Below are 19,107 nucleotides of genomic sequence, written 5' to 3'. Positions count from 1 at the left end.
ACAGCATGGTGAGCGTGGCCGAGCTGGTCGGACGACCTGAGCTGGCCCTGGAGGCCCTCCACATCCCCGATCCGGGGGCGTCGGTGCGCTGGGTGGCGACCAGCGAGCTGGCCGACCCCACCCCCTACCTCGAGGGCGGCGAGGTGCTGCTCACCACCGGTCTGGGCACCGAGCCCTGGGACGCGGAGTGGGATGCGTACGTCGCCCGGCTCGCGCAGGCGGGGACGCGGGCGCTCGGTCTCGCCGTGGGGCTGACCCACCGGGCGGCTCCGCCCGCGCTGGTCACCGCGTGCCGCCGGGAGGGCCTCAACCTCTTCGCGGTCCCGCGCGCGACCCGGTTCGTCGCCGTCTCCCACAGCGCCGCCGAGCTGCTCCAGGCCGAGCGGGAGAGCCTGACCCTGCGATCCTTCGACGCCCAGCAGGCGCTCACCGGAGCCGCGCTCGATCCTGACGGCCTGACCGCCCTGACCACACGGCTCGCCGAGCTGGTCGGCGGAGCGGCCGCCCTCATCGGTCGCGACGGCTCCCCCAGCCACGGCCCCTACGGCCCCGCGGTCAGGGAGTTCGACCTGCCCCTGGTGCGTCAGCAGGTGGCCCGGATGCTGCCTCGCGGCCGGCACGCCGCGGCCAGCTCCACCGGCCGAGACATCGTGACGGTGGTCCGACCCCTCGGGCTGCACGCCCGACCGGAGGCCTGGTTGGCGACCGTGGTGCCGCACCGCCTCGACGACCACGACCGCGCAGCGATGAGCACCGCCGGCACCCTGCTCGGCCTGGCCCTCGAGCAGCAGCGGGAACAGCGGCGGACCGGGCGACAGCTCCGCACCCGCGCCATCGAGCTGCTGCTGGCTGACGAGCCGCGCACCGCGCGCATCGTCCTCGGCGCCGCCACGACCGTCGGCCACTCCGAGCCCACGCTGCCGCGGCGGCTGCGGATCCTCCGCGCCACCGGGTCCGACGACGCGCGCCAGGACGCCTTGACGGTCCTCGAGAGCGAGCCGCTGCTGGCGACCGTGCACGACGACGAGCTGGTCGTCGTCGCGGCGGCGGCAAGCGCCACCGGGATCGCCGCGTCGCTGGTCGGGCGTGACCTGCGGGTCGGGATCGGCCGCAGCGTCACGACGGATCAGGCCTCGGCCAGTCACGCTGCCGCCGGGCACGCCCTCGCCACGACCACGGCCGCGGCACCGATGTGCACCTGGGACGACCTGGCGAACACCGGGGTCGTCGGCTTCCTCGGACGTGAGGCGGCCTCAGCGTTCGCCACCTCGTTCCTGGCGCCTCTCGGAGACGACCGGATCCTGCTGCAGACTCTGGGAGCGTTCCTGCGCGAGCACGGCTCGCGCGGCGAGACCGCTGCCCGCCTCGGCGTGCACCGCAACACCGTGCGCAACCGGGTCGAGCAGATCGAGGCCCGGCTGCGTCGGTCTCTCGACGACCCGCAGGTGCGCGTCGATGCCTGGGTGGCGCTCCGGGTCACCGGGGCGGTGGGCACCGACCTCAGCGCGAGTGGCGAGCCACCGACCAGCGCATGAGCGCTGCGTTCTGGCGCAGCGCCTCGGCGGAGACGGCCTCGGGGTGCGCACCGAACTTGGCCACGACCACCTCGGCCTCCGGGTCCACCCAGAGGTACTGCCCGTGGATGCCCGCGCCGTAGACCACACCGTGATCGTCCCCGGTCACCCACCACTGGCTGCGATAGCTCCCGCCCTCGTGCACCGCCTGGAAGTGGCTGCCCGCCGCGGCGACGGCGTCGCCGCCCGCGAGCACGTCCGCGGCGAACGCCTCCGGCACCACCTGGTGGCCGTCGACGACGCCACGGTCGAGGAGCAGCTGCCCGACCCGGGCGAGATCCCGGGTAGTGCAGGCGAATCCCCCGTTGGCGAAGGCGAAGCCGCCCGGGTCGACGGTGATGCCGGCGTCGTCCTGGGTGCGGAGCCTGGACCACAGCCGCGTGGACAACGCCTCGTGGTAGCGCTGACCGGTGACGGCCTCGATCACCCAGGCCAGGGCGTCGGTCGTGGCCGAGCAGTACTGCAACGGCCCGCCGTGCGGCCCGCTCGCGCGCAGCGTGGTCAGGAACTCGTAGGTGTCGGCCGGGTCGTCGGGGAGCCGCGGTCGCCAGCCGGCGACCCGGTCCTGCTGGGCCACGTGCGCTGCCGGGTCGTGGTAGGTCTCGTCGTACTCGACTGCCACCCTCATGTCCAAGGCGTTGCGGATCGTGGCTTCACCGAACGCCGACTTCTTCAGGCGGGGCACGATCTCACCGATCACGGAGTCCTCGCGGAGCAGCCCCTGGCCGATCAGCTGACCTATCACCAGCCCGCACAGGCTCTTGGAGACCGACATCAAGGTGTGGCGGGTCGTGGGGCACATCCCCGCGCCGTACCACTCCCCGACCGTCCGGCCCCGGTGCAGCACGACGAGGGACCGCGCGGCGGTGGCCTCGGCGAGCTCGACCCAGGTCGGGTCGTCCGCACAGGCCAAGGACGTCTCGGCGACGTCGTCGGACCTCGCGAGCCGGGAGACGACGGCTGTGGGAACGATCTCGCTGGTGTGCGACAGGCCCCAGGTGTTCCAAGGCGGGTCCTGCCAGTTGCTGAGGTTGACCTCGCCGGGCGCGAACTCCCGCTCCAGGCCGGGGCCGTGCGTCGTGCTCACTTGAGTGCTTCCTCTCGGTTCGCCAGCGCACTGCGGAGGCTGTCGCTCTCGATGGTCGGGCAGGCCGCGACCAGGTTGCGGGTGTAGGCGTGCTGGGGCTCCGCGAGCACGTCGACCGCGGAGCCCTCCTCGACGATCCGGCCCTCGAGCATCACGACCACGTGCTCGGACAGGTAGCGCACGACGTCGAGGGAGTGGGAGATCATCACGAAGGTCAGGTCCCGCTCGGCCCGCAGGTCGGTGAGCAGGTTCAGGATCTGCGCCTGCACCGAGACGTCGAGGGCCGACGTGGGCTCGTCGAGGATCAGCATCTCCGGACCGGCGGCCAGCGCCCGGGCGATGCCGACCCGCTGGCACTGCCCCCCGGAGAGCTGGTGCGGCAGCCGAGACCGGTAGGTCTGCGGCAGGGCGACCGACTCCAGCGCCTCACCGACCGCCCGGGCCAGGTCGGCACCACGCAGATCGGTGTGCAGCCGCAGCGGCTCGGCCACGCACTCCTCGACGCTCATCCGCGGGTTGAGCGCCATCACGGGGTTCTGGAAGACCATCCCGACTCGGCGGCGCATAGCGCGCAGCTGCCTCGTCGACATGCGGGTCACCTCGGCGCCGTCGAAGGTCACCGATCCACCGGTCGGCTTCAGCAGACCGAGCATGCAGCGCACCAGCGTCGTCTTGCCCGAACCCGACTCCCCCACCACGCCGAGCGAGGCGCCCTTGGCGATCTCGAGCGTGACGTGGTCCAGCGCGGTGTGCGACGAGCGGCGCGACGTGAACTCGTGCACCAGGTCGCGCGTGGAGACGAGAGGCTGCTGGGGTGCCTCCTGGGCAGCGATCCGTGGCGCGTTCACAGCTCACCCGCCCGGTGGCAGGCGACCTCGTGGGCCGGCGAGATGGGCGCGAGCTCTGGATCGGTACGCCGGCAGGTGTCGACCACAGCCGGGCACCGGTCGGCGAAGGCACATCCCTGCAGGCCCAGGAAGTTGCCGGGCACCTGGCCCGCGATCGAGACGAGCCGCTCCCCGCTCAGACGCGGCAGCGCGCCGATGAGACCTCGGGTGTAGGGGTGCTCCGGCTTCTTCAGGACCGTGTCGGTCGGACCGGTCTCCACGACCCGTCCCGCGTACAGCACCGCCACGCGGTCGCAGGTCGCCTTCACGACCCCCAGGTCGTGGGTGATCAGCAGGACGCTGAAGCCCAACGACTCCTGGAGCCGCAGGATCAGCAGCAGGATCTGGCGGGACACCGTGACGTCGAGCGCCGTCGTCGGTTCGTCCAGGATCAGCAGCTTGGGCTCGCACAGGAGGGCCATCGCGATCATCACGCGCTGCAACATCCCGCCGGAGAGCTCGTGCGGGTAGGAGTCGACCACGCGTCGGGTGTCGGTGAGACCGACATCGTCGAGCCGCTGCGCGATGAGCTCCCCCGCCTCGTCGCCGCGCAGGTCGCGGTGGCGCTTGAGCACCATCCGCATCTGCTGGCCGAGTCGGAAGACGGGGTTGAAGGCGGTGCCGGGGTTCTGGAAGACGATGCTGATCGCGTCACCGCGACCGCGGGCGCGCAGCTTCTCGGGCAGCGTGAGCTGCTCGACGCCGTTGAAGTGCACCTGGCCCGTGGCCCGCGCCTGGTCGGGCAGGGTGCCGAGGATGGCATGGGCGGTGATCGACTTGCCGCAGCCGGTCTCGCCGACGACGCCGAGCACCTCGCCCTGACCGATCTCGAGCTCGATGCCGCGCACCGGCCGGTTGCTCACCCGACCGTGGTCGAGGAACTCGATGGACAGGTCACGGACCTGGAGCAGGAGTGGTTGGCTCATCGCCGCACCTTCCGAGGGTCGAGGACGTCACGTAGCGAGTCGCCGAGGAGGTTGAAGGCGAGCACGGTCACGAAGATGGCCAGACCGGCGAAGGTCGAGATCCACCAGGCGGTGAAGATCTGGCTGCGGCCCTCCGCCACCATCAGTCCCCAGTCGGGCGATGGCGGCTGGGCGCCCAGGCCGATGAAGGCCAGGGAGCCGGCGGCCAGCACCACCGTGCCGATGTCGACCGTCGCCTGGACCAGCACCGGTGTCATGGAGTTGCGGACGATGTGGCGGCGCAGGATGGTCCGTGCCGGGACCCCGATCGCCTCTGCCGCGGCCACGAACGGCCGCTCACGCAGAGACCGGGCCTCCGCGCGCACCAGGCGGGCGTACCAGGGCCACCACGACACGACGAGCGCCACCGCGGCGTTCTTCAGGTCGGGGCCCAGCAGGGCCACGACGACCATGGCGAGCAGCAACGGCGGGAAGGACTGGAACACCTCGGTGATCCGGGTCAGGACCTCGTCGATCCAGCCGCCGCGGTAACCGGCGATCGCCCCGAGGGGGACGCCGATCAGCGCCGCGCCCATGACGACCGAGATCGAGATCAGCAGCGCCGGCCGGGCGCCCATCAGGACCCGGCTGAGCATGTCCCGCCCCAGCTGGTCGGTGCCGAACCAGTGGGCGCCGCTGGGCGCGAGGTTGGCGGACGCCACGTCCGGCGTACCTCGTCCTTGGTCCGGGTAGGGCGCCAGCCACGGGGCGAGGGCGGCGACGACGATCAGCCCGACCACCAGCACGAGCCCGAGGAGGGCGAGGCGGTCGGCGGCCACCTTGCGCAGCAGCGAGTCACCGCCGATCGGCGTCGTGGGCGCCGCGGCCTCCGTCGCGATGGGTCCCTGGGACATGTCGATCAGCTCCGGGTCCGGGGATCGATCCTGGCCTGCAGGATGTCGACCACGAGGTTGGTGATCAGGTAGCCGGCGGCGCCGAGCAGCGTGATCGCCATGATCACGGGGTAGTCGACGGCGAGCATCGCCTGCGTGGCGTACTGACCGATGCCCGGCCAGTTGAAGACCACCTCGACGAAGAACGTGCCGGTGAGCATGTAGGCGATCGAGAGACCGATCACGGTCAGCGGCGCCGACAGCGCGTTCTTGAGGGTCAGCCGCCACAGGATGTTGGCCCGGCTCAGGCCGTAGGCCCGAGCCGTGAGGGTGAAGTCCTGCTCCAGGGCCTCCAGCATCGACGCGCGGGTCATCCGGGCGATCAGCCCCAGGGGGTAGGCCGCCAGGGTCACGGCCGGGAGCACGAGGTGCGCGGCGCCGTCTCGCAACGCCACCCAGTTGCCGGTCAGCAGGCTGTCGACCATCGCGAAGTGCGTGATCGTCTGGACGGGGTCGGAGTAGGTGAGCTCGGTGCTGAACTGGCCGGTGGCCGGCAGCACGCCCAGCTGCCCCACGAAGATGACCTGGAGCAGCAGGCCCAGCCAGAAGGCCGGCATCGAGATGCCGCCGATGCTCAGGAAGCGGATCGCGCCGTCGAGCAGCCCACCGGACCGACGCGAGGCCAGCACTCCGAGGGCGACACCGAGGACGGTGGCCAGCACCATCGCCACGGCGATCAGCTCGAGCGTGGCCGGCAGCCGACCGATCACGTCAGGCAGCACGGGCTGCTTGGAGGCGAGCGAGTCCCCGAAGTCACCGCGCACCACGTTGCCGACGTAGCTGAGGAGCTGGAGCAGGATCGGCCGGTCGAGACCGAGGTCCTGCTGGATGCGGTCCAGCGTCTCCTGCGTGGCCTTGGGGCCGGCGAAGACGACGGCGGGGTTGGAGGGCACCACACGCGCCAGCACGAAGGTGACGATGGTGATGGTCAGCATCACGGCACCCGAGGTGAGGATCCGCTTGGCGATGAACCGGGTCATGGGATCTTCCTGGTCGTGGCACGCCGTGGTGGGCGTCGCTGGCGCAGAGTCCGCGCGACGCCCACCACGGTGCGGGTCAGGCGGGCTCGAAGCCTGCGAAGAAGGCTGTGAACGGGTAGTTCTCGTTGGCGGTGGGCACCTCGAGACCTGCCGGGACCACCTGGACGGCCTGGGCGTCGTAGAGGAACACCCCCGGAGCCTCGTCGTAGAGCATCTCCATCGCCTCGGAGTACATCGACTGCGCACGATCACGGTCGGTGGCGGTGTACGTGCCCGCCTCGTCGACCAGGGCGTCGTACTTCTCGTTCTCCCAATAGCTGAGGTTGAAGAACGGGGCGTCCGAGGAGTGGAACAGCGACCACAGGTTGTCCGAGCCCGCGTCGCTGTAGGTCGGCCAGTAGTACAGGACGAAGATGTCCTGCGCCTTCGTGGGCTCGGCCTTGGCGTCCTCCCACTGCTGGTTGAACAGCTGCGCCTTGACCTCGACGTCGACGCCGACCTGCGCGAAGGCGTCCTTGATCAGCGGGACGAATCGCTTCTCCGCGGCGTTCTCGGAGGCGAAGGTCAAGGTGAGGTCGAACCCGTCGGCGTGGCCGGCGTCCGCGAGCAGCTCCCGGGCCCGGTCGAGGTCCTGGGTGTACTGCGACACGTCGGCGTCGAAGGGGAAGATGCCGTCGGGGACGGGCCCGAAGCTCTGCGTGCCGTATCCCTGCGCACCGACCTCGATGATCTCGTCGTACGGCACCGCGTAGGAGAGCGCCCGGCGCACGGCCGGGTCGTCGAGCGGCGGCCGGGTGGTGTTGAACAGGGCCACGAAGTTGAACGGCGACTTCGAGACGTTGACGTCGTAGTCGGGGTTGCCGTCGAACGACTCGATGTTCTCCAGGGGGATCTGCGTGGAGTACTTCACCTCACCGGCGGTCAGCATCTGCTGAGCAGTGACTGCGTCGGAGGTGATCGCCACGTCCACGGTCTCGTAGGTGGCGGCCTCCTCGGCGTTCCAGTAGTCGTCGTACTTCTTCAGCACCACCTTCTCGCCGGCGGTGTAGGACTCCAGCGCGTAGGGGCCGGTGCCGGCGTCGATGCCGGACTCGAAGTACTTCTCGTCCTTGGCCGCGGCGTCGAGCGCCGAGGGCGCCACGATCCACGCGCCGTAGGTGGAGGAGACGATCAGGTCGACCGGGGCGGCGTAGGACAGCTCCATCACGACCTCCGTGTCCGAGGTCGCCTCGATGGTCTCGACGGGTGCCCAGATGAAGGAGGCGCCGCCGCGCTCCTTGGCCGCCTCGAGGCTCTGCTGCACCGCGGCGGCGTCGAGCGCCTCACCGGTGTGGAAGGTGACGCCCTCGCGGATGTCGAAGGTCCAGGTGAGTCCGTCGTCGGAGGTCGTCCATGCCGTGGCCAGCGCGGGGGTGTAGTCCTCGTCGCTGCCGGCGGGGTTCTTCCAGAGCAGCGGCTCGTAGAGGTTGCCCATGTACATGGCCTCGGTCGAGAACGACGCCACCGGGTCCCAGGTCGTGACGGAGGCCGACGACGCGACGGTCAGGACGGCGGTGCTCGCCGACGTGTTCCCCGTCCCGTCCGCCGAGGTGCCACCCGAACAGGCGGCTACTGAAAGCAGGCCCACTGCCGAGATCAGGGCTGCGGCGATGCGTCGGTTCGTCAATGGAAACTCCTTGTGAGGACAACCTTGACTGCCATTCTGAGTCCTGCATCACATACAGTCCAATACTCTGGAAGACCGTTCTGGCATGCCTGGGAGGCATCATGGATCTGCGGATGATGCGGTACTTCCTCGCCATCGTGGACTGCGGCTCTGTCACCGCAGCCTCCAAGCAGCTCTTCGTCGCCCAGCCCTCGTTGTCCCGCCAGCTGCGCCGCTTCGAGAGCAGCCTGGGCGTGCAGCTGTTCAGCCGCATGGATCGTCGGCTCGTGCTGACCACAGCCGGACGTCAGTTCGTGCCGATCGCCCGAGACCTGGTGGCGCGGGCCGCGCAGGCCGAGACCATGGCGGCGGCCATCGCGGCCGGCGCCGCGCCCGACCTCGTGGTGGCAGCACCCACCACCACGATCAACGACATCGTGGCGCCCTTCATCGCCACCGGCACGCGGGTCTCGGTCGCCAACGTCATCGAGACCCAGCCTGCCGACGTCTACGGCGCGGTCACCCGCGGGGACGCCGACTTCGGGCTCGGCACCTCGGTGCCGATGCGCTCCCTGCACGCCGAGGTCCTGATCCGCGTGGACGTGTGGGCCCAGGTCCCCGAGGACCATGAGCTGGCCACCTCCGAGGCGGTGGACCTGGTCGACCTGGTCGGCTTCCCGCTGGTCCACCTCGACATCGGCCACTCCGTGCGCCGGGCGTTCGACGCCGTGGCCGCGGATCGGGGCCTGACCTACGACGCGATCGCCCAGACGCGGGCGCCGCGGCTGGGCCAGGCGCTGGCGGCGGCCGGACGTGGGGTGTGCGTGACCTCCGACGACCCGCGCTACGGGCTGTCGAAAGCGCGCGTGCTGGTGGACGGCGCACCGCTCACGGTCACCCTGTACGCCGCGTGGGACCAGGAGCACTACGCGTCGGTGGACATCGAGGAGACGATCGCCGACCTCCGGGCCTTCACCATCGCGAGGTACGGCCGGGACGAGGACACCCCGCCCGCGTGAGAGGCACGTCTCGGCCCGCAGCCCCTGACTCTGCGCACCGCGATCAGCTCACTTCTGGGTGCCTCGGCGTCGCTGCTCGACGCGGACCAGCAGCTCGCCCAGCGAGCCCAGGAACATGCCCAGGCTACCCAGCACGAACATCCAGATACCCAGGGTCTTCACACTGTCCCAGAAGAACATCACACTGCCGACGACGAACAACGCGTTGCCGGTCAGACCGAGGCCCAGGTGCAGCCACGGGAAGTCGTGCACCGCCGTTCCGATCCACCGTCGCTCCGCGGAGCGAAGGGTCGGGTCGCGTCTCTCGGTCATCGGGTCTCCTGTCTCGTGGGCGCCGCTCGCCAGGAGGCTTCGGCGGCAGGACGGTCGGCGGTGCTGGGAGCCTCCTCAGGACGTGTCGAGGGCGGTGAAGAGGCCGCCCACCGCGTCGTCGGTCCTCCGGTAGCCCTTCGCGGTCGCGTCGAGCGACTCACCGGTGAGCCGGACCGCGTCGGCTCCCGTGCGCAGGCTCCGGCCGGCCGCGGCCAGCAGCGAGGCCAGCGCGCCGGCCAGCTCAGCGGCAGCGGGCACGGGTCCGATCGAGGCTCCACTGATCCGCACGTCGTCCACGCTGCCGGCCGAGGAGTCGAGGGCGGAAGCCGGGGCCTCGAGGTCGGCAGCCGCGCGGCGGAGGGTCCCGGGCTCCACCTCGACCTCCTCGCTGAGACCGAGCTCCGAGAGCGGCGTACGCGTCATGAAGGGGTTGGCCCACAGCCCTCCCTCGTCCGGGACGCCCCAGAGCCATCCCCACGCACCGCTGCCCGGGTCGGAGAACTCCCCCGCGCCCGACTCGTAGCTGGTGACCAGCTCACCGTCGACCTCGACCACGCCCTGGGACATGTTGGGCAGCGGATAGGGCTCGCCCCGGTCCCCGGTCGCCGCGTCCTGGGCGATGAGCGAGCTCTCGTTGTGGCGGCCGCTGGACGTGCTGAACACGTAGCTGCCGTCGCGGACCACGACCCCCTGGGCGTTGTCGGGCGTGCTCACCGTGTCGACCTCGACCCAGCTGCCGCCGGGGCCGGGTTCGTAGACGTGCAGCGTGTTCTCCCCGAAGTCACCGCAGTAGAGACGTCCTTCGTGGAAGGTCGTGTAGGACCCGCCCTGGACCGGCTGCGGGGCCGCGACCTGCGTCACCGTGGAGCCCGGGGCCGCTGCGCGGATGTCCGACAGCGAGTACGTGTGGATGGTGCCGTTGTCACTGACGTAGACCCGGTCGCCGTCGACCGCCACGCCGCCGGCGTGGCTCGGGGACCCGCCGTCGACGAGCTGACCGGCGGCGTCGCGGTAGTCGCTCCCGAGCGTCACCTCCCCCACCTCCTTGCCGCTGACCTCGTCGATCACGGCCAGGCTGGAGGCACCGTCCTTGGTGTAGTACGCCTGCAGCAGGCTGCGCGTCGCCGGGTCGTAGCCGAGTCCCTGCGGGATCCAGGCCCGGTCGTCGCCGGTGGCCGCGGTGTTCGGGATCATCGGCCCGAGTCCCGAGGAGCTGCGCTCCAGCCACTCCTCGTTGCGCGCGAGTCCGCGCTCGACCCACTCCCGGGTGTCCTCGTCGAGCTCGTCGGGGTCCACCTCCTCGCCCTTCAGGACCGCGACGACAGCCGCGAGCTGCTCCTGGTAGGTGCGCCCGACCTGCACCAGGAACCCGTTGACCTGGCGGGCGAGGAGGTCCTCGAAGACGATGGGCAGCCCCGGAGCGCGGTTGCGCCAGAACGAGATGTAGTGGTCGGCGTGGTCCAGCACCGTCGCGTACGCCGCGGCCGCGGTCTCGATCGCACCCCGTGCCTGGACGAGGATCGACGCCGTGGTCGCGGCGCCCTCGGCGAGGCCCACCAGGCGAGTCCGGAAGGCCGTGGCGGCCGAACCCGTCCAGGACACCGTCTCGCCTGCGGCGTCGACGTCCTCGCGGGCCCGGTCGATGCTGCGGACCGTGGAGCGCAGGGTGTCGGCCGCCGCGTCCAGCTCTGCCGTCTCGCCGGAGACGAGGCGCCGGTACTCGATCTCGGGGTCGATCACGGCCGCTCCCCGGCCTGGAAGACGATGCCGCTCACGTGCGAGGCTCCGAGCGGGAACACCACGCGCTTCCCGGCCGTGGCCTCGACGACGTCGCAGGCACCCGACGGCACCACGCAGCTGAGCAGCGCCGTGCGGTCGCGCGGGTCGATCCGAGCACCGCGTCCCGGGCCCTCCACAGCCGTGCCGAGGACCGTCCGGTCGTCGAGCCACCGGTCGAGCACCCACCGGTCGGTGCCGGCCATGGGCACCAGCATCGTGCCGTCGGCAGCGACCAGCCGGTGACGCAGCCGCCGGCCGGGCACGACGGTCCACCGGCCGTCCGGACTCTCGACGGCGTCCTGGGCGGCCGGCGGGGTCGGCGGCTCCTCGCCCTCGGGCAGCTCCGAGCCCTCCCCCGTGGCCAGGTCGTAGGCGAGCACACCGGTCGCGGCCTCGACGTACGTCGTGTCGTCGGTCATCGCGGCCACGTCGAGCTCGACGTCCTCGTAGAGCGCCGTCAGGTCGTCGTCGCCGGGGTCACCCATGGCCTCGGCGGAGCGGACGACCTCGTCGCCGGTCGCCAGGTCGACGACCACGGTCTCGGCGACCGGCGTCCCGTAACGGTCCTCCTCGCCCGACCCGAGGTCGATCCCGGCCAGGTGGCGACCGTCCGGTGAGGCCCGCAACGAGCGGGTCATCCACACGAGCCCGGTGTCGGTGACCGTCCCGTCCGGGGACGCGAGACGCACCTCCGCCTCGTCGGTGCCGACCTGGCCCACCTCGTCCTCTGAGCCGGCCGGGAAGAAGAACACCCCGGCCCCCGCGACGACGTACCCCCGGACCGGAGCGCCGAGGTCGACGGTGGTCCCGTCGGCGAGGTGCACGACCTGGTCGGCGGCCCACACCAGGCCGTCAGTCTCGACCGGGCCGCTGCTGCCGGCCGGCACCGTCGAGGGAGCACCGGTCCGGGTCGGGCCGTCGGCACAGCCCGTCGCGAGCAGCGCGAGAGCCACGCCCACCACCCAACGCCGAGACCGCATGGGCTGACGGTGCCCCTCGACGTGCGCCGACAAACCCCACCGCGAGCCGCGCGCGCTCACCAGGGCGAGGCGGCGTAGTCCTTGAGGAAGACACCGTGCACGTCCTCGCCGGCCTCACCGCGCACGATCGGGTCATAGACCCGCGCGGCTCCGTCGACCAGGTCCAGCGGCGCCTTGAACCCCTCACTCGCCAGCCGCACCTTCGTCTGGTGCGGCCGTTCGTCGGTGATCCATCCGGTGTCGACCGCGGTCATCAAGATGCCGTCGGACTCGAGCATCTCCCCCGCGCTGGTGCGGGTGAGCATGTTCAGGGCGGCCTTGGACATGTTGGTGTGCGGGTGACCGGGACCCTTGTACCGCCTGCCGAACTGACCCTCCATCGCGGAGACGTTCACGACGTAGGTCCGCCGCGCGGACGACGCGGCGAGGGCGGCGCGCAGGCGGCTGATCAGGATGAAGGGAGCCGTCTGGTTGCACAGCTGCACCTCGAGCAGCTCGAGCTCACTCACCTCTCCTATCCCCTGCACCCACGAGTTCGTGTCGACGACGTCGGGGACCAGGCCACCGGCGTCGATCCGGTCCAGGTCTGCGGACCCTGCGGTCAGGGCCACCGCTGCCAACCGGTCGGCGCTCGATGCCTGCCCGCCGCCCTCGCCCTCGATCTCCAGCACGGGATGGGCGTCCACCGACCCGACCAGCGCCGCCGGGTGCAGGTCACTGGCATGCCCGAAGCTGGCCAGCTCGGGGCCTCCGTTCTGGTGCTGCAGAGCCGGCGGCAGCGGCTCCTGCTCGGCTCTGGCCAGAGGTGCGTAGGCGCCGGGCAGGCGCCGGACCGTCTGGGCGGCGTTGTTGACCAGGATGTCGAGAGGACCCCGGCCACGGACGTCGTCGGTGAGGGCGATCACCTGGGCCGGGTCGCGCAGGTCGATGCCCACCACCCGCAGGCGGTGCAGCCAGTCGCCGCTGTCGGGCAGCTGGGCGAAGCGGCGTACGGCGTCGTGGGGGAAGCGGGTGGTGATGGTCAGGTCGGCGCCGTCGCGCAGGAGGCGCAGGGCGATGTACATCCCGATCTTGGCCCGACCGCCCGTCAGCAGTGCGCTCCGCCCGCTGAGGTCGGTGCGGGCATCGCGCTTGGCGTGGCTGACGGCAGCGCAGTCGGGGCACAGCTGGTGGTAGAACGCGTCGACGTCGACGTACTTCTGCTTGCACATGTAGCAGGAGCGCGCGACGAGGAGCCGCCCTGCCGTCGCGCCCCGAGCCGTCGAGGTCAGCGGCAGCCCCGCGGTCTCGTCGTCGATCCGAGACGCTGAGCCGGTCGCCGTCAGCTCGACGACGGCCCGATCGGCGGCTGAGACGCTGCGTTTCCGGGAGCGGCGGCGCTCGACCTTGGCGGCCTTGAAGAAGCCCGCCGAGGCCCGGCGCAGCGCGACGAAGGCCGGATCGGCCTGGTCGAGCTCACCGGCCTCCCGCAGGACGCGCAGGGCCACCTCGAGCTCGTCCTCGTTCACCCCGCAAGTATCGCGGTCGTCCTCGCGCGTCCTGACACCGCCCAGCCCGCCGGGCCGCCGTTCGCCTCTCACCGTGGACGAGTGCTCAGGATGTCGGCTCGTAGGTCTCGCCGCTGCCGTCGACGTACTGGTTGTCGTGCTTGACCAGCACGTTGTCAGCGGTGAAGGCGCCCTCCGAGTCGAGCGTGCCCTCGACGATCGCTCCCTGGCCCTCTCGGAACACCCCGGGCGCCCTGCCCTCGTAGGTGACCGCGACGTCGTACGCACCGTCGGTCAGCACGAACTGCAGGGTGCCGGAGTCGCGCGACACCGAGCCCTCCGCGACGAGACCACCGAGGCGCACCCGCTGGTCGTCGCCCGCGCCGACGTCGATCTCGCTCGGCGTGCGGTAGTACACGAGGTTGTCCTGCAGCCCCGTCGCACCCAGCACCCCGAGGACGCCCGCCGCGGCGACGCCGACGACGGCGAGTCGGGCACGCGGGGTGCTCAGCACGGACCTCATCTCGTGCGCCTCGATGCGCTCAGCAGCCACAGCACGAAGGCGCCCCAGAACACCACTGTCAGGACGTAGCCGGCGACGGCGTAGCTCATGGTCGGCTCCTCTCCGGGTCAGTCGTGACGACCACGATCTCGGGGTGGTCGGCTGCTGCCTCCTCGTCGACGGCGACCTCGACCGACCGGTCGGCGGCGAGGGAGGTGAGCAGGCGGGTCCGTCGCACGAGCACCCACGCCCACAGCAACGTGAAGGCGACGATCGCCACGAGCAGGGTCGACAGCATCACCGGCGGGATCGCACCGTCAGGCCCACCCGGCCGCAGGACGCTGGGGGGTTGGTGCAGCGTGCGCCACCACACGACCGAGAAGTGCACGAGCGGGACGTTGACCACGGCGAGGACACCGACCACGGCCGCCCTCCGGGCGTTGACGTCGGGGTCGGTGCTCAGGCCGCGCACCCCGAGGTAACCGATGTAGACCAGCAGCAGGATGGCCGTGGTGACCAGTCGCGGGTCCCAGGTCCACCACGTTCCCCAGGTCGGGTACGCCCACAGGCTCCCGAGCACGATCGCCAGGGCGGTCAGCCCGACCCCCAGCTCCGCCGCCGCCTGCGCGACGCGGTCGTACCTGAGGTCGCGCTTGACCACGTAGGCGAGGCTGGCCACGGCCACCACGGCGAAGGACAGGTAGGCGGTCCAGGCGGCCGGCACGTGGACGTACATCAGCCGCTGCGCGTCGCCCTGGTAGGCGTCCGGGGGCGCCACGGCGAGCGCGAGGACGAGCGCGACGAGCGCGGCTCCCGCGGCCAGCAGACCGAGGACGCGGTCAAGGGGGTGCAGCGTCATCATTCCTCCAAGAGGGCGGGATGCACCGCCCAGACGGTCACCAGCACGAGCAGATCGTAGGCGAGGAGCAGGACGGTCCAGGGGGTGTGGTCCTGACCCGGGGTCCCCATCGTCACCCCGGCCAGGAGGACGGGGAGGGCCAGCGGCAGCAGGAGCACGGCCAGCAGCCCCGTCCGGCGCCGCGCACCCACCAGCAGGGCGCCGAACGCGACGGTCAGGGCGGCGAGCCCGAGGGTGCCCATGGGGCCGGCGACCAGTCCGGGCCACGGCATCGGCGCCGGGAACATGATCGTCACGAGGACCGCCGCGACGGCCCACGTCGCGAGGTAGTGCAGCCACAGCCCCCCGACCTTGCCCGCCACCAGCGCGAGAGGCGGGGCCAGGCCCCGCAAGGTGTCCCAGGCCCCCTCGTCGCGCTCGACCGCAGCCACGCTGCGGGCGAGCGCCGGGGCGGCGAACAGGACGACCAGCCACGTGACTCCGGGACCCACGCTCTGCAGCACCTCGCGGGAGGGCCCCATCGCCAGCCCGGCCAGCAGCACCGCCGCGAGCACGAACGGGAGGACCGTGGTGGTGGCCTCGCGTCCCGAGGCCTCCAGACGCAGCTCGCGGCGCACGAGGATCAGGGCCGTCCTCATGCCGGGAGCGCCTCGGTCCGACCGTCCGGGAGCACCGGAGCAGCCACGACACCACCGTCGAGGTGGAGGCGGGCGTCCACCCGCCACCTGAGCGCCACGGGGTCGTGCGAGGCGACGAGCACCGCGCTCCCCCGGCTCGCGAGGACGGCGATCGTGGCGGCGACCAGGTCCGAGCCGTCCGAGTCGAGGTGGGCCGTGGGCTCGTCGAGGCAGACCACCGGCACCGGGCAGGCGAGCGCGACCGCCAGGCTCACGCGGGCCCGCTGCCCGGAGGAGAAGGTCCCCACTGCCCGGGCGGCGACGGCACCGAGGCCTACCGCGTCGAGCGCCGCGGCTGCCGCCTCCTCGGCGTCACCCCGCGAGGCGCCGGAGAGCCGGGCCGCGGTCTCCACCGCCGATCGAGGCGACTCCACCGCTCGGGCGCCCTGACCCGAGAGCAGGTACAGGGCGCGGCCCGAGGCCTCCCTGGTCCCCGAGCTGGGTCGGAGCAGCCCGGCGGCCAGCCGCAGCAGCGTGCTCTTGCCCGAACCGTTGTGCCCGGTGACGAGGCTGACGGTCCCGGGATGCAGGGTCAGGCTCACGGGCGACAGAGCGAGGGCGTCGTCGTACCGCCTGCTCGTCGCCCGGAGCCTGAGCACCGGCTCCCGCGCCGGTCGGACCGGGCTGACCACTCTCAGTCGCCCGTGGCCGTGGGGCCGGTCGGATCCGACCACGTCTGCTTGCTGGTGCCGGCGATCTCCCCCACCGGCACGGTGTAGTACTTCTGCAGGTAGGAGGTGATCTGCTCGGCTGTCGTGTCGTCGATCGGTGCCCCGTAGGACTCCCGCATCTTCTCCACCTCGCTGGCCCACACCTCGGCGGTGAAGCCAGAGTGGCGCACGATCGGGGCCAAGGAGTGGCACGCGGTGCAGTAGGCCTCGACGAGGCCGCTGTGCTCCGCCACCACCAGCGAGAGCTCCTCCGCCTGGGGGTACTGCCCCACACCGCCCTGGCCCGACGAGACCACCGGTGCGGGCTCGTCGCGCGTCACGGCGTAGACCCCCACCGACGTGGCGGCGGCCAGGGCCACCACCGCTGGGATCTTCCATCCACCGGGGACACTCATGCTCACACCACCTCGTAGACGCCGGCGAAGTTCTTGGCCGCGGTCTCCTTGCGGGCCCCGGTCTCCATCACGTCCGGAGCGGGGTCGGTCGGCTGGACCTCGCCCTCGGCGTTGGTCGCGCGGCACAGCACCCGGTTCTCGCCGGTCCTGTCGAACCCGACGGTCGCGTGCCACACCCGCCAGGTGTACTTGCCGTAGGACTTCTCCAGCTCCGCCGGCTCCCAGGTCCGCCCCTCGTCCTGGCTGACCTCCACCTTCGTGATGCCGGCTCCCTTGTCGTAGGCGACCCCGGTCAGCTCGACCTCGCGACCGACCGGGATCTGGGTGCCGTCGGTGGGGGTCACGATGAGCGAGAACGGCAGGAGCTCGTTGGGCGTGATCTCCCGCCCGGACCACTCCATCTCGTTGGGGGTGGTCCGGATGTCGATCTCGACCAGCTGCTTGGTCCAGGTGGGGGCCCACGTGCCGGGGAAGACCAACCGAACCGGGTAACCGTTCCAGAACGGGATGTCCTCCCCGTTCATCTGGGTCGCGACCAGCGGCTCGTACTCCCGGATGGTCTCGAGCAGGTAGGAGCGCCAGTACTGGGGCTTGGCCAGGCTGATCACCCGGCCGCCACCGAAGGAGACGTGCAACGCGCTGCTCTTGACACCGACCTCGTCGAGCAGGTCGTTGAGCGGCACACCGGTCCACTCGGCGCAGGACAGATCACCCTTGGTCCACGGCATGCCGGGGATCATGGGGTGGTGCAGGCCGCGCCCCTCACCGCTGCAGACACCCACGGCGCCGATCGTCTGGGACGCGCGGCGCTTCAGCTCGTCGAGGGTGAGGGTGATCTCGTTGTCCGCGGCGTCGCCGCCGATCTTGAGCCGGTAGTTCTCCGGCGTCAGCTGCAGGACGGAGGCCTCGCGGTAGCGGACGTAGTAGTACTCGTTGTCCGTGTAGGGGTAGTTCTGCTGACCGATCAGGTGCTCGGCCGGGGTCTCGTAGTTGGGCGGTCGGTCGTAGACCTGGCCCATCGGGGCCTTGCCCGGCAGCGCGACCAGCGGGAAGGGCGTGCCCGTCGCCAGCTTCAGGTCCGCGGCCCGCAGCACCGCCTCGGAGGCGGCCGACTGCTCGCCGAGCAGCCCCATGCCGGTCTTGGCCAGCACCGCACCCGCGGGCACGCTGAGGGCCCCCAGGAGGAACTTTCGTCTGTCCACTCTCATCACCTCTCAGAAGATCGCGCAGGCTGCTTGGATCGTGCTCCCGGCACCGTGGCCGGGTCGTAGCGGTAGGCGGACGCGGCGCCGGGGATGGCCTCGGGTCCGGCGAAGGCGCGGACGTACTCGACGAGCCGCTCGATCTCGGCGTCGCTCAGCAGCGCCCGGAAGGCCGGCATCGCGGTCCCCGCTCGCCCCAGGCGCACGGCCTTCGCGAGCTTCTCGTCGGTCTGTCCCGCCATCCACGTGGGGTTGCGGAACGACTGCGGTGCCGGCTCGAGGCGTGCGGCGGCCACGCCGCGGCCGTCGCCATCGACACCGTGGCAGGAGGCGCAGTAGGCGCGGTAGCTCTCCTGGGCCCAGCCGCTGAGCGGGTTGGGACGCTGCTCGACGTCGGCGAGCTCGCGCAGGTAGGCGACCACGGAGTCGACCTCCCGGGCATCGAGCTCGTCGTAGAAGGAGGGCATCGACGTGCCGGGGATGCCCTCGACGATGACGTCGTGCAGCTGCTGGTCCCCCTTGCCCGACAACCAGTCCCCGTCCGCGAGGGCACGCGGCTGGGTGCCGAAGGACTTGGCTGCCTGACCGTCTCCGGCGCCGAACTCGCCGTGGCAGCCGGCGCACTGGGCGGCGAAGACCTCCTTGCCCTGGCTGCGCAGCACCTCGTCGACCTGCGGCTGGTCCAGCGCCACCTTCGGCGAGAAGCCGCGGATGTAGGCGGTGACCGCCCACATGTCCTTCTCGGAGAGCCGACCGGCGAAGGCGGGCATCGGGGTGCCGGGGACACCACGCAGGATCGAGGTGAAGAAGACGCCGTCGGACTGGGTCTGCATCCAGGAGGTGTCGGTGAAGTCGCGGGCGGGCGTCGACAACGTCGGCGCCCACGGACCCTCGCCGTTGCCGACGCCGCCGTGGCAGGCGAAGCAGTTGGCGGCGTAGACCTCAGCGCCGTGCTGGGTGAGTGCGGCGTAGGCCTCCGGCTCGGGAGCCCAGGCCTCGTCGAAGGCCGCCGGGGCCGCCTGACCCTCGTCGGTGCTCACGTCGGCGGCGCTGATGTCGTCGCTCCCCCGCTGGTCGAGCAGGTAGTACACGCCGGTCGCCGCGCCGGCCGCCAGGAGGACGGCCAGCACACCTGTGGCGATGCTCGTCCTCATTCCTGGTCTCCTTCGTCCTCGGCCCGTCGTCCGCCCCAC

20 protein-coding genes are annotated in these 19,107 nt (G+C 71.5%); 3 read left to right on the top strand and 17 right to left on the bottom strand.

Annotated features, from left to right (window positions below):
- The first annotated feature begins 14 nt into the window (after nucleotides 1-14).
- Entirely contained in the window at nucleotides 15-1,535 is a 1,521-nt protein-coding gene (locus tag I601_RS14150) for a PucR family transcriptional regulator (RefSeq protein WP_169834711.1), read from the top strand.
- On the opposite strand, the gene I601_RS14145 is transcribed toward I601_RS14150, so the two are convergent.
- The 6 genes from I601_RS14145 to I601_RS14120 all read right to left on the bottom strand — a co-directional run bounded on the left by I601_RS14145 (nucleotide 1,501) and on the right by I601_RS14120 (nucleotide 7,860).
- On the bottom strand, nucleotides 1,501-2,661 hold the full coding sequence (locus tag I601_RS14145; protein ID WP_068110951.1) for a serine hydrolase domain-containing protein: 1,161 nt from the start codon (nucleotides 2,659-2,661) through the stop codon (nucleotides 1,501-1,503). The two genes, I601_RS14150 and I601_RS14145, sit on opposite strands and share 35 nt — an antisense overlap.
- Nucleotides 2,658-3,509: an ABC transporter ATP-binding protein gene (locus I601_RS14140; RefSeq protein WP_218917670.1), complete on the bottom strand. Its 852-nt coding sequence runs from the start codon at nucleotides 3,507-3,509 to the stop codon at nucleotides 2,658-2,660. Before I601_RS14140 ends, I601_RS14145 begins: the two co-directional genes overlap by 4 nt.
- Nucleotides 3,506-4,474, bottom strand: coding sequence for an ABC transporter ATP-binding protein (locus I601_RS14135; RefSeq protein ID WP_068110948.1), 969 nt, complete (start codon nucleotides 4,472-4,474; stop codon nucleotides 3,506-3,508). Before I601_RS14135 ends, I601_RS14140 begins: the two co-directional genes overlap by 4 nt.
- The gene (locus I601_RS14130; RefSeq protein ID WP_084527637.1) at nucleotides 4,471-5,367 is read right to left on the bottom strand and encodes an ABC transporter permease; all 897 of its coding nucleotides are present in this window, start codon (nucleotides 5,365-5,367) and stop codon (nucleotides 4,471-4,473) included. Before I601_RS14130 ends, I601_RS14135 begins: the two co-directional genes overlap by 4 nt.
- 5 nt (nucleotides 5,368-5,372) lie before the next feature.
- Nucleotides 5,373-6,386 carry an ABC transporter permease gene (locus I601_RS14125; RefSeq protein ID WP_068110945.1) on the bottom strand — a complete coding sequence of 338 codons (1,014 nt, stop codon included), beginning with the start codon at nucleotides 6,384-6,386 and terminating at the stop codon, nucleotides 5,373-5,375.
- Nucleotides 6,387-6,462: 76 nt separating this feature from the next.
- Nucleotides 6,463-7,860, bottom strand: coding sequence for an ABC transporter substrate-binding protein (locus I601_RS14120; protein WP_068110943.1), 1,398 nt, complete (start codon nucleotides 7,858-7,860; stop codon nucleotides 6,463-6,465).
- Between I601_RS14120 and I601_RS14115 the strand changes: the two genes are divergently transcribed.
- Both I601_RS14115 and I601_RS14110 read left to right on the top strand, forming a co-directional pair.
- Nucleotides 7,859-8,068, top strand: coding sequence for a hypothetical protein (locus tag I601_RS14115; protein WP_068110940.1), 210 nt, complete (start codon nucleotides 7,859-7,861; stop codon nucleotides 8,066-8,068). The genes I601_RS14120 and I601_RS14115 overlap by 2 nt on opposite strands.
- 85 nt (nucleotides 8,069-8,153) lie before the next feature.
- Nucleotides 8,154-9,050 (top strand): LysR family transcriptional regulator, encoded by an 897-nt coding sequence (locus I601_RS14110; protein ID WP_068110937.1) that lies wholly within the window; start codon nucleotides 8,154-8,156, stop codon nucleotides 9,048-9,050.
- A 48-nt stretch (nucleotides 9,051-9,098) separates the two neighbouring features.
- Here I601_RS14110 and I601_RS14105 read toward each other — a convergent pair whose 3' ends face one another.
- From I601_RS14105 to I601_RS14055, 11 genes are all read right to left on the bottom strand, one after another.
- Nucleotides 9,099-9,362, bottom strand: a complete 264-nt coding sequence (locus I601_RS14105; RefSeq protein ID WP_068110934.1) for a YrhK family protein — start codon at nucleotides 9,360-9,362, stop codon at nucleotides 9,099-9,101.
- A 75-nt stretch (nucleotides 9,363-9,437) separates the two neighbouring features.
- On the bottom strand, nucleotides 9,438-11,102 hold the full coding sequence (locus tag I601_RS14100; RefSeq protein WP_068110931.1) for a type VII secretion target: 1,665 nt from the start codon (nucleotides 11,100-11,102) through the stop codon (nucleotides 9,438-9,440).
- Nucleotides 11,099-12,121, bottom strand: a complete 1,023-nt coding sequence (locus tag I601_RS14095) for a hypothetical protein (protein WP_157520189.1) — start codon at nucleotides 12,119-12,121, stop codon at nucleotides 11,099-11,101. The genes I601_RS14100 and I601_RS14095 overlap by 4 nt, the downstream gene beginning before the upstream one ends.
- Nucleotides 12,122-12,177: 56 nt before the next feature.
- Nucleotides 12,178-13,629: an SDR family NAD(P)-dependent oxidoreductase gene (locus I601_RS14090; RefSeq protein ID WP_237089417.1), complete on the bottom strand. Its 1,452-nt coding sequence runs from the start codon at nucleotides 13,627-13,629 to the stop codon at nucleotides 12,178-12,180.
- 85 nt (nucleotides 13,630-13,714) lie between these two features.
- Nucleotides 13,715-14,131, bottom strand: coding sequence for a cytochrome c maturation protein CcmE (locus I601_RS14085; protein ID WP_068110927.1), 417 nt, complete (start codon nucleotides 14,129-14,131; stop codon nucleotides 13,715-13,717).
- An 85-nt stretch (nucleotides 14,132-14,216) separates the two neighbouring features.
- Nucleotides 14,217-14,969: a cytochrome c biogenesis protein CcsA gene (gene ccsA, locus I601_RS14080; RefSeq protein ID WP_068110925.1), complete on the bottom strand. Its 753-nt coding sequence runs from the start codon at nucleotides 14,967-14,969 to the stop codon at nucleotides 14,217-14,219.
- Entirely contained in the window at nucleotides 14,969-15,607 is a 639-nt protein-coding gene (locus tag I601_RS14075; protein WP_068110921.1) for a heme exporter protein CcmB, read from the bottom strand. Before I601_RS14075 ends, ccsA begins: the two co-directional genes overlap by 1 nt.
- A complete protein-coding gene (locus tag I601_RS21400) occupies nucleotides 15,604-16,188 on the bottom strand; it encodes an ABC transporter ATP-binding protein (RefSeq protein ID WP_169834710.1) in 585 nt (194 codons plus the stop codon). The genes I601_RS14075 and I601_RS21400 overlap by 4 nt, the downstream gene beginning before the upstream one ends.
- 92 nt (nucleotides 16,189-16,280) lie before the next feature.
- Nucleotides 16,281-16,712, bottom strand: coding sequence for a hypothetical protein (locus tag I601_RS21395; RefSeq protein ID WP_169834709.1), 432 nt, complete (start codon nucleotides 16,710-16,712; stop codon nucleotides 16,281-16,283).
- A gap of 2 nt (nucleotides 16,713-16,714) precedes the next feature.
- Complete coding sequence (locus I601_RS14060; protein WP_169834708.1) at nucleotides 16,715-17,914, bottom strand: molybdopterin-dependent oxidoreductase; 1,200 nt, start codon at nucleotides 17,912-17,914, stop codon at nucleotides 16,715-16,717.
- Between the two features lie 5 nt (nucleotides 17,915-17,919).
- Complete coding sequence (locus tag I601_RS14055) at nucleotides 17,920-19,068, bottom strand: c-type cytochrome (RefSeq protein ID WP_084527626.1); 1,149 nt, start codon at nucleotides 19,066-19,068, stop codon at nucleotides 17,920-17,922.
- Nucleotides 19,069-19,107: the final 39 nt, after the last annotated feature.

Origin of the sequence: Nocardioides dokdonensis FR1436 (assembly GCF_001653335.1) — a bacterium.
In the GTDB taxonomy this organism is placed as follows: Bacteria; Actinomycetota; Actinomycetes; order Propionibacteriales; family Nocardioidaceae; genus Nocardioides; species Nocardioides dokdonensis.
The sequence above is the reverse complement of the archived record's forward strand: the minus strand, read 5'-3'. Positions and strand labels throughout refer to the sequence as shown.

Coding starts and splice junctions, on each gene's coding strand:
- I601_RS21395 (WP_169834709.1), bottom strand. CDS start 16,712: ATGAGTGTCCCCGGTGGATGGAAGATCCCAGCGGTGGTGGCCCTGGCC.
- I601_RS14125 (WP_068110945.1), bottom strand. CDS start 6,386: ATGACCCGGTTCATCGCCAAGCGGATCCTCACCTCGGGTGCCGTGATG.
- I601_RS14115 (WP_068110940.1), top strand. CDS start 7,859: ATGTACATGGCCTCGGTCGAGAACGACGCCACCGGGTCCCAGGTCGTG.
- I601_RS14085 (WP_068110927.1), bottom strand. CDS start 14,131: ATGAGGTCCGTGCTGAGCACCCCGCGTGCCCGACTCGCCGTCGTCGGC.
- I601_RS14055 (WP_084527626.1), bottom strand. CDS start 19,068: ATGAGGACGAGCATCGCCACAGGTGTGCTGGCCGTCCTCCTGGCGGCC.
- I601_RS14075 (WP_068110921.1), bottom strand. CDS start 15,607: ATGAGGACGGCCCTGATCCTCGTGCGCCGCGAGCTGCGTCTGGAGGCC.
- I601_RS14110 (WP_068110937.1), top strand. CDS start 8,154: ATGGATCTGCGGATGATGCGGTACTTCCTCGCCATCGTGGACTGCGGC.
- I601_RS14105 (WP_068110934.1), bottom strand. CDS start 9,362: ATGACCGAGAGACGCGACCCGACCCTTCGCTCCGCGGAGCGACGGTGG.
- ccsA (WP_068110925.1), bottom strand. CDS start 14,969: ATGACGCTGCACCCCCTTGACCGCGTCCTCGGTCTGCTGGCCGCGGGA.
- I601_RS14095 (WP_157520189.1), bottom strand. CDS start 12,121: ATGCGGTCTCGGCGTTGGGTGGTGGGCGTGGCTCTCGCGCTGCTCGCG.
- I601_RS14120 (WP_068110943.1), bottom strand. CDS start 7,860: ATGGGCAACCTCTACGAGCCGCTGCTCTGGAAGAACCCCGCCGGCAGC.
- I601_RS14130 (WP_084527637.1), bottom strand. CDS start 5,367: ATGTCCCAGGGACCCATCGCGACGGAGGCCGCGGCGCCCACGACGCCG.
- I601_RS14135 (WP_068110948.1), bottom strand. CDS start 4,474: ATGAGCCAACCACTCCTGCTCCAGGTCCGTGACCTGTCCATCGAGTTC.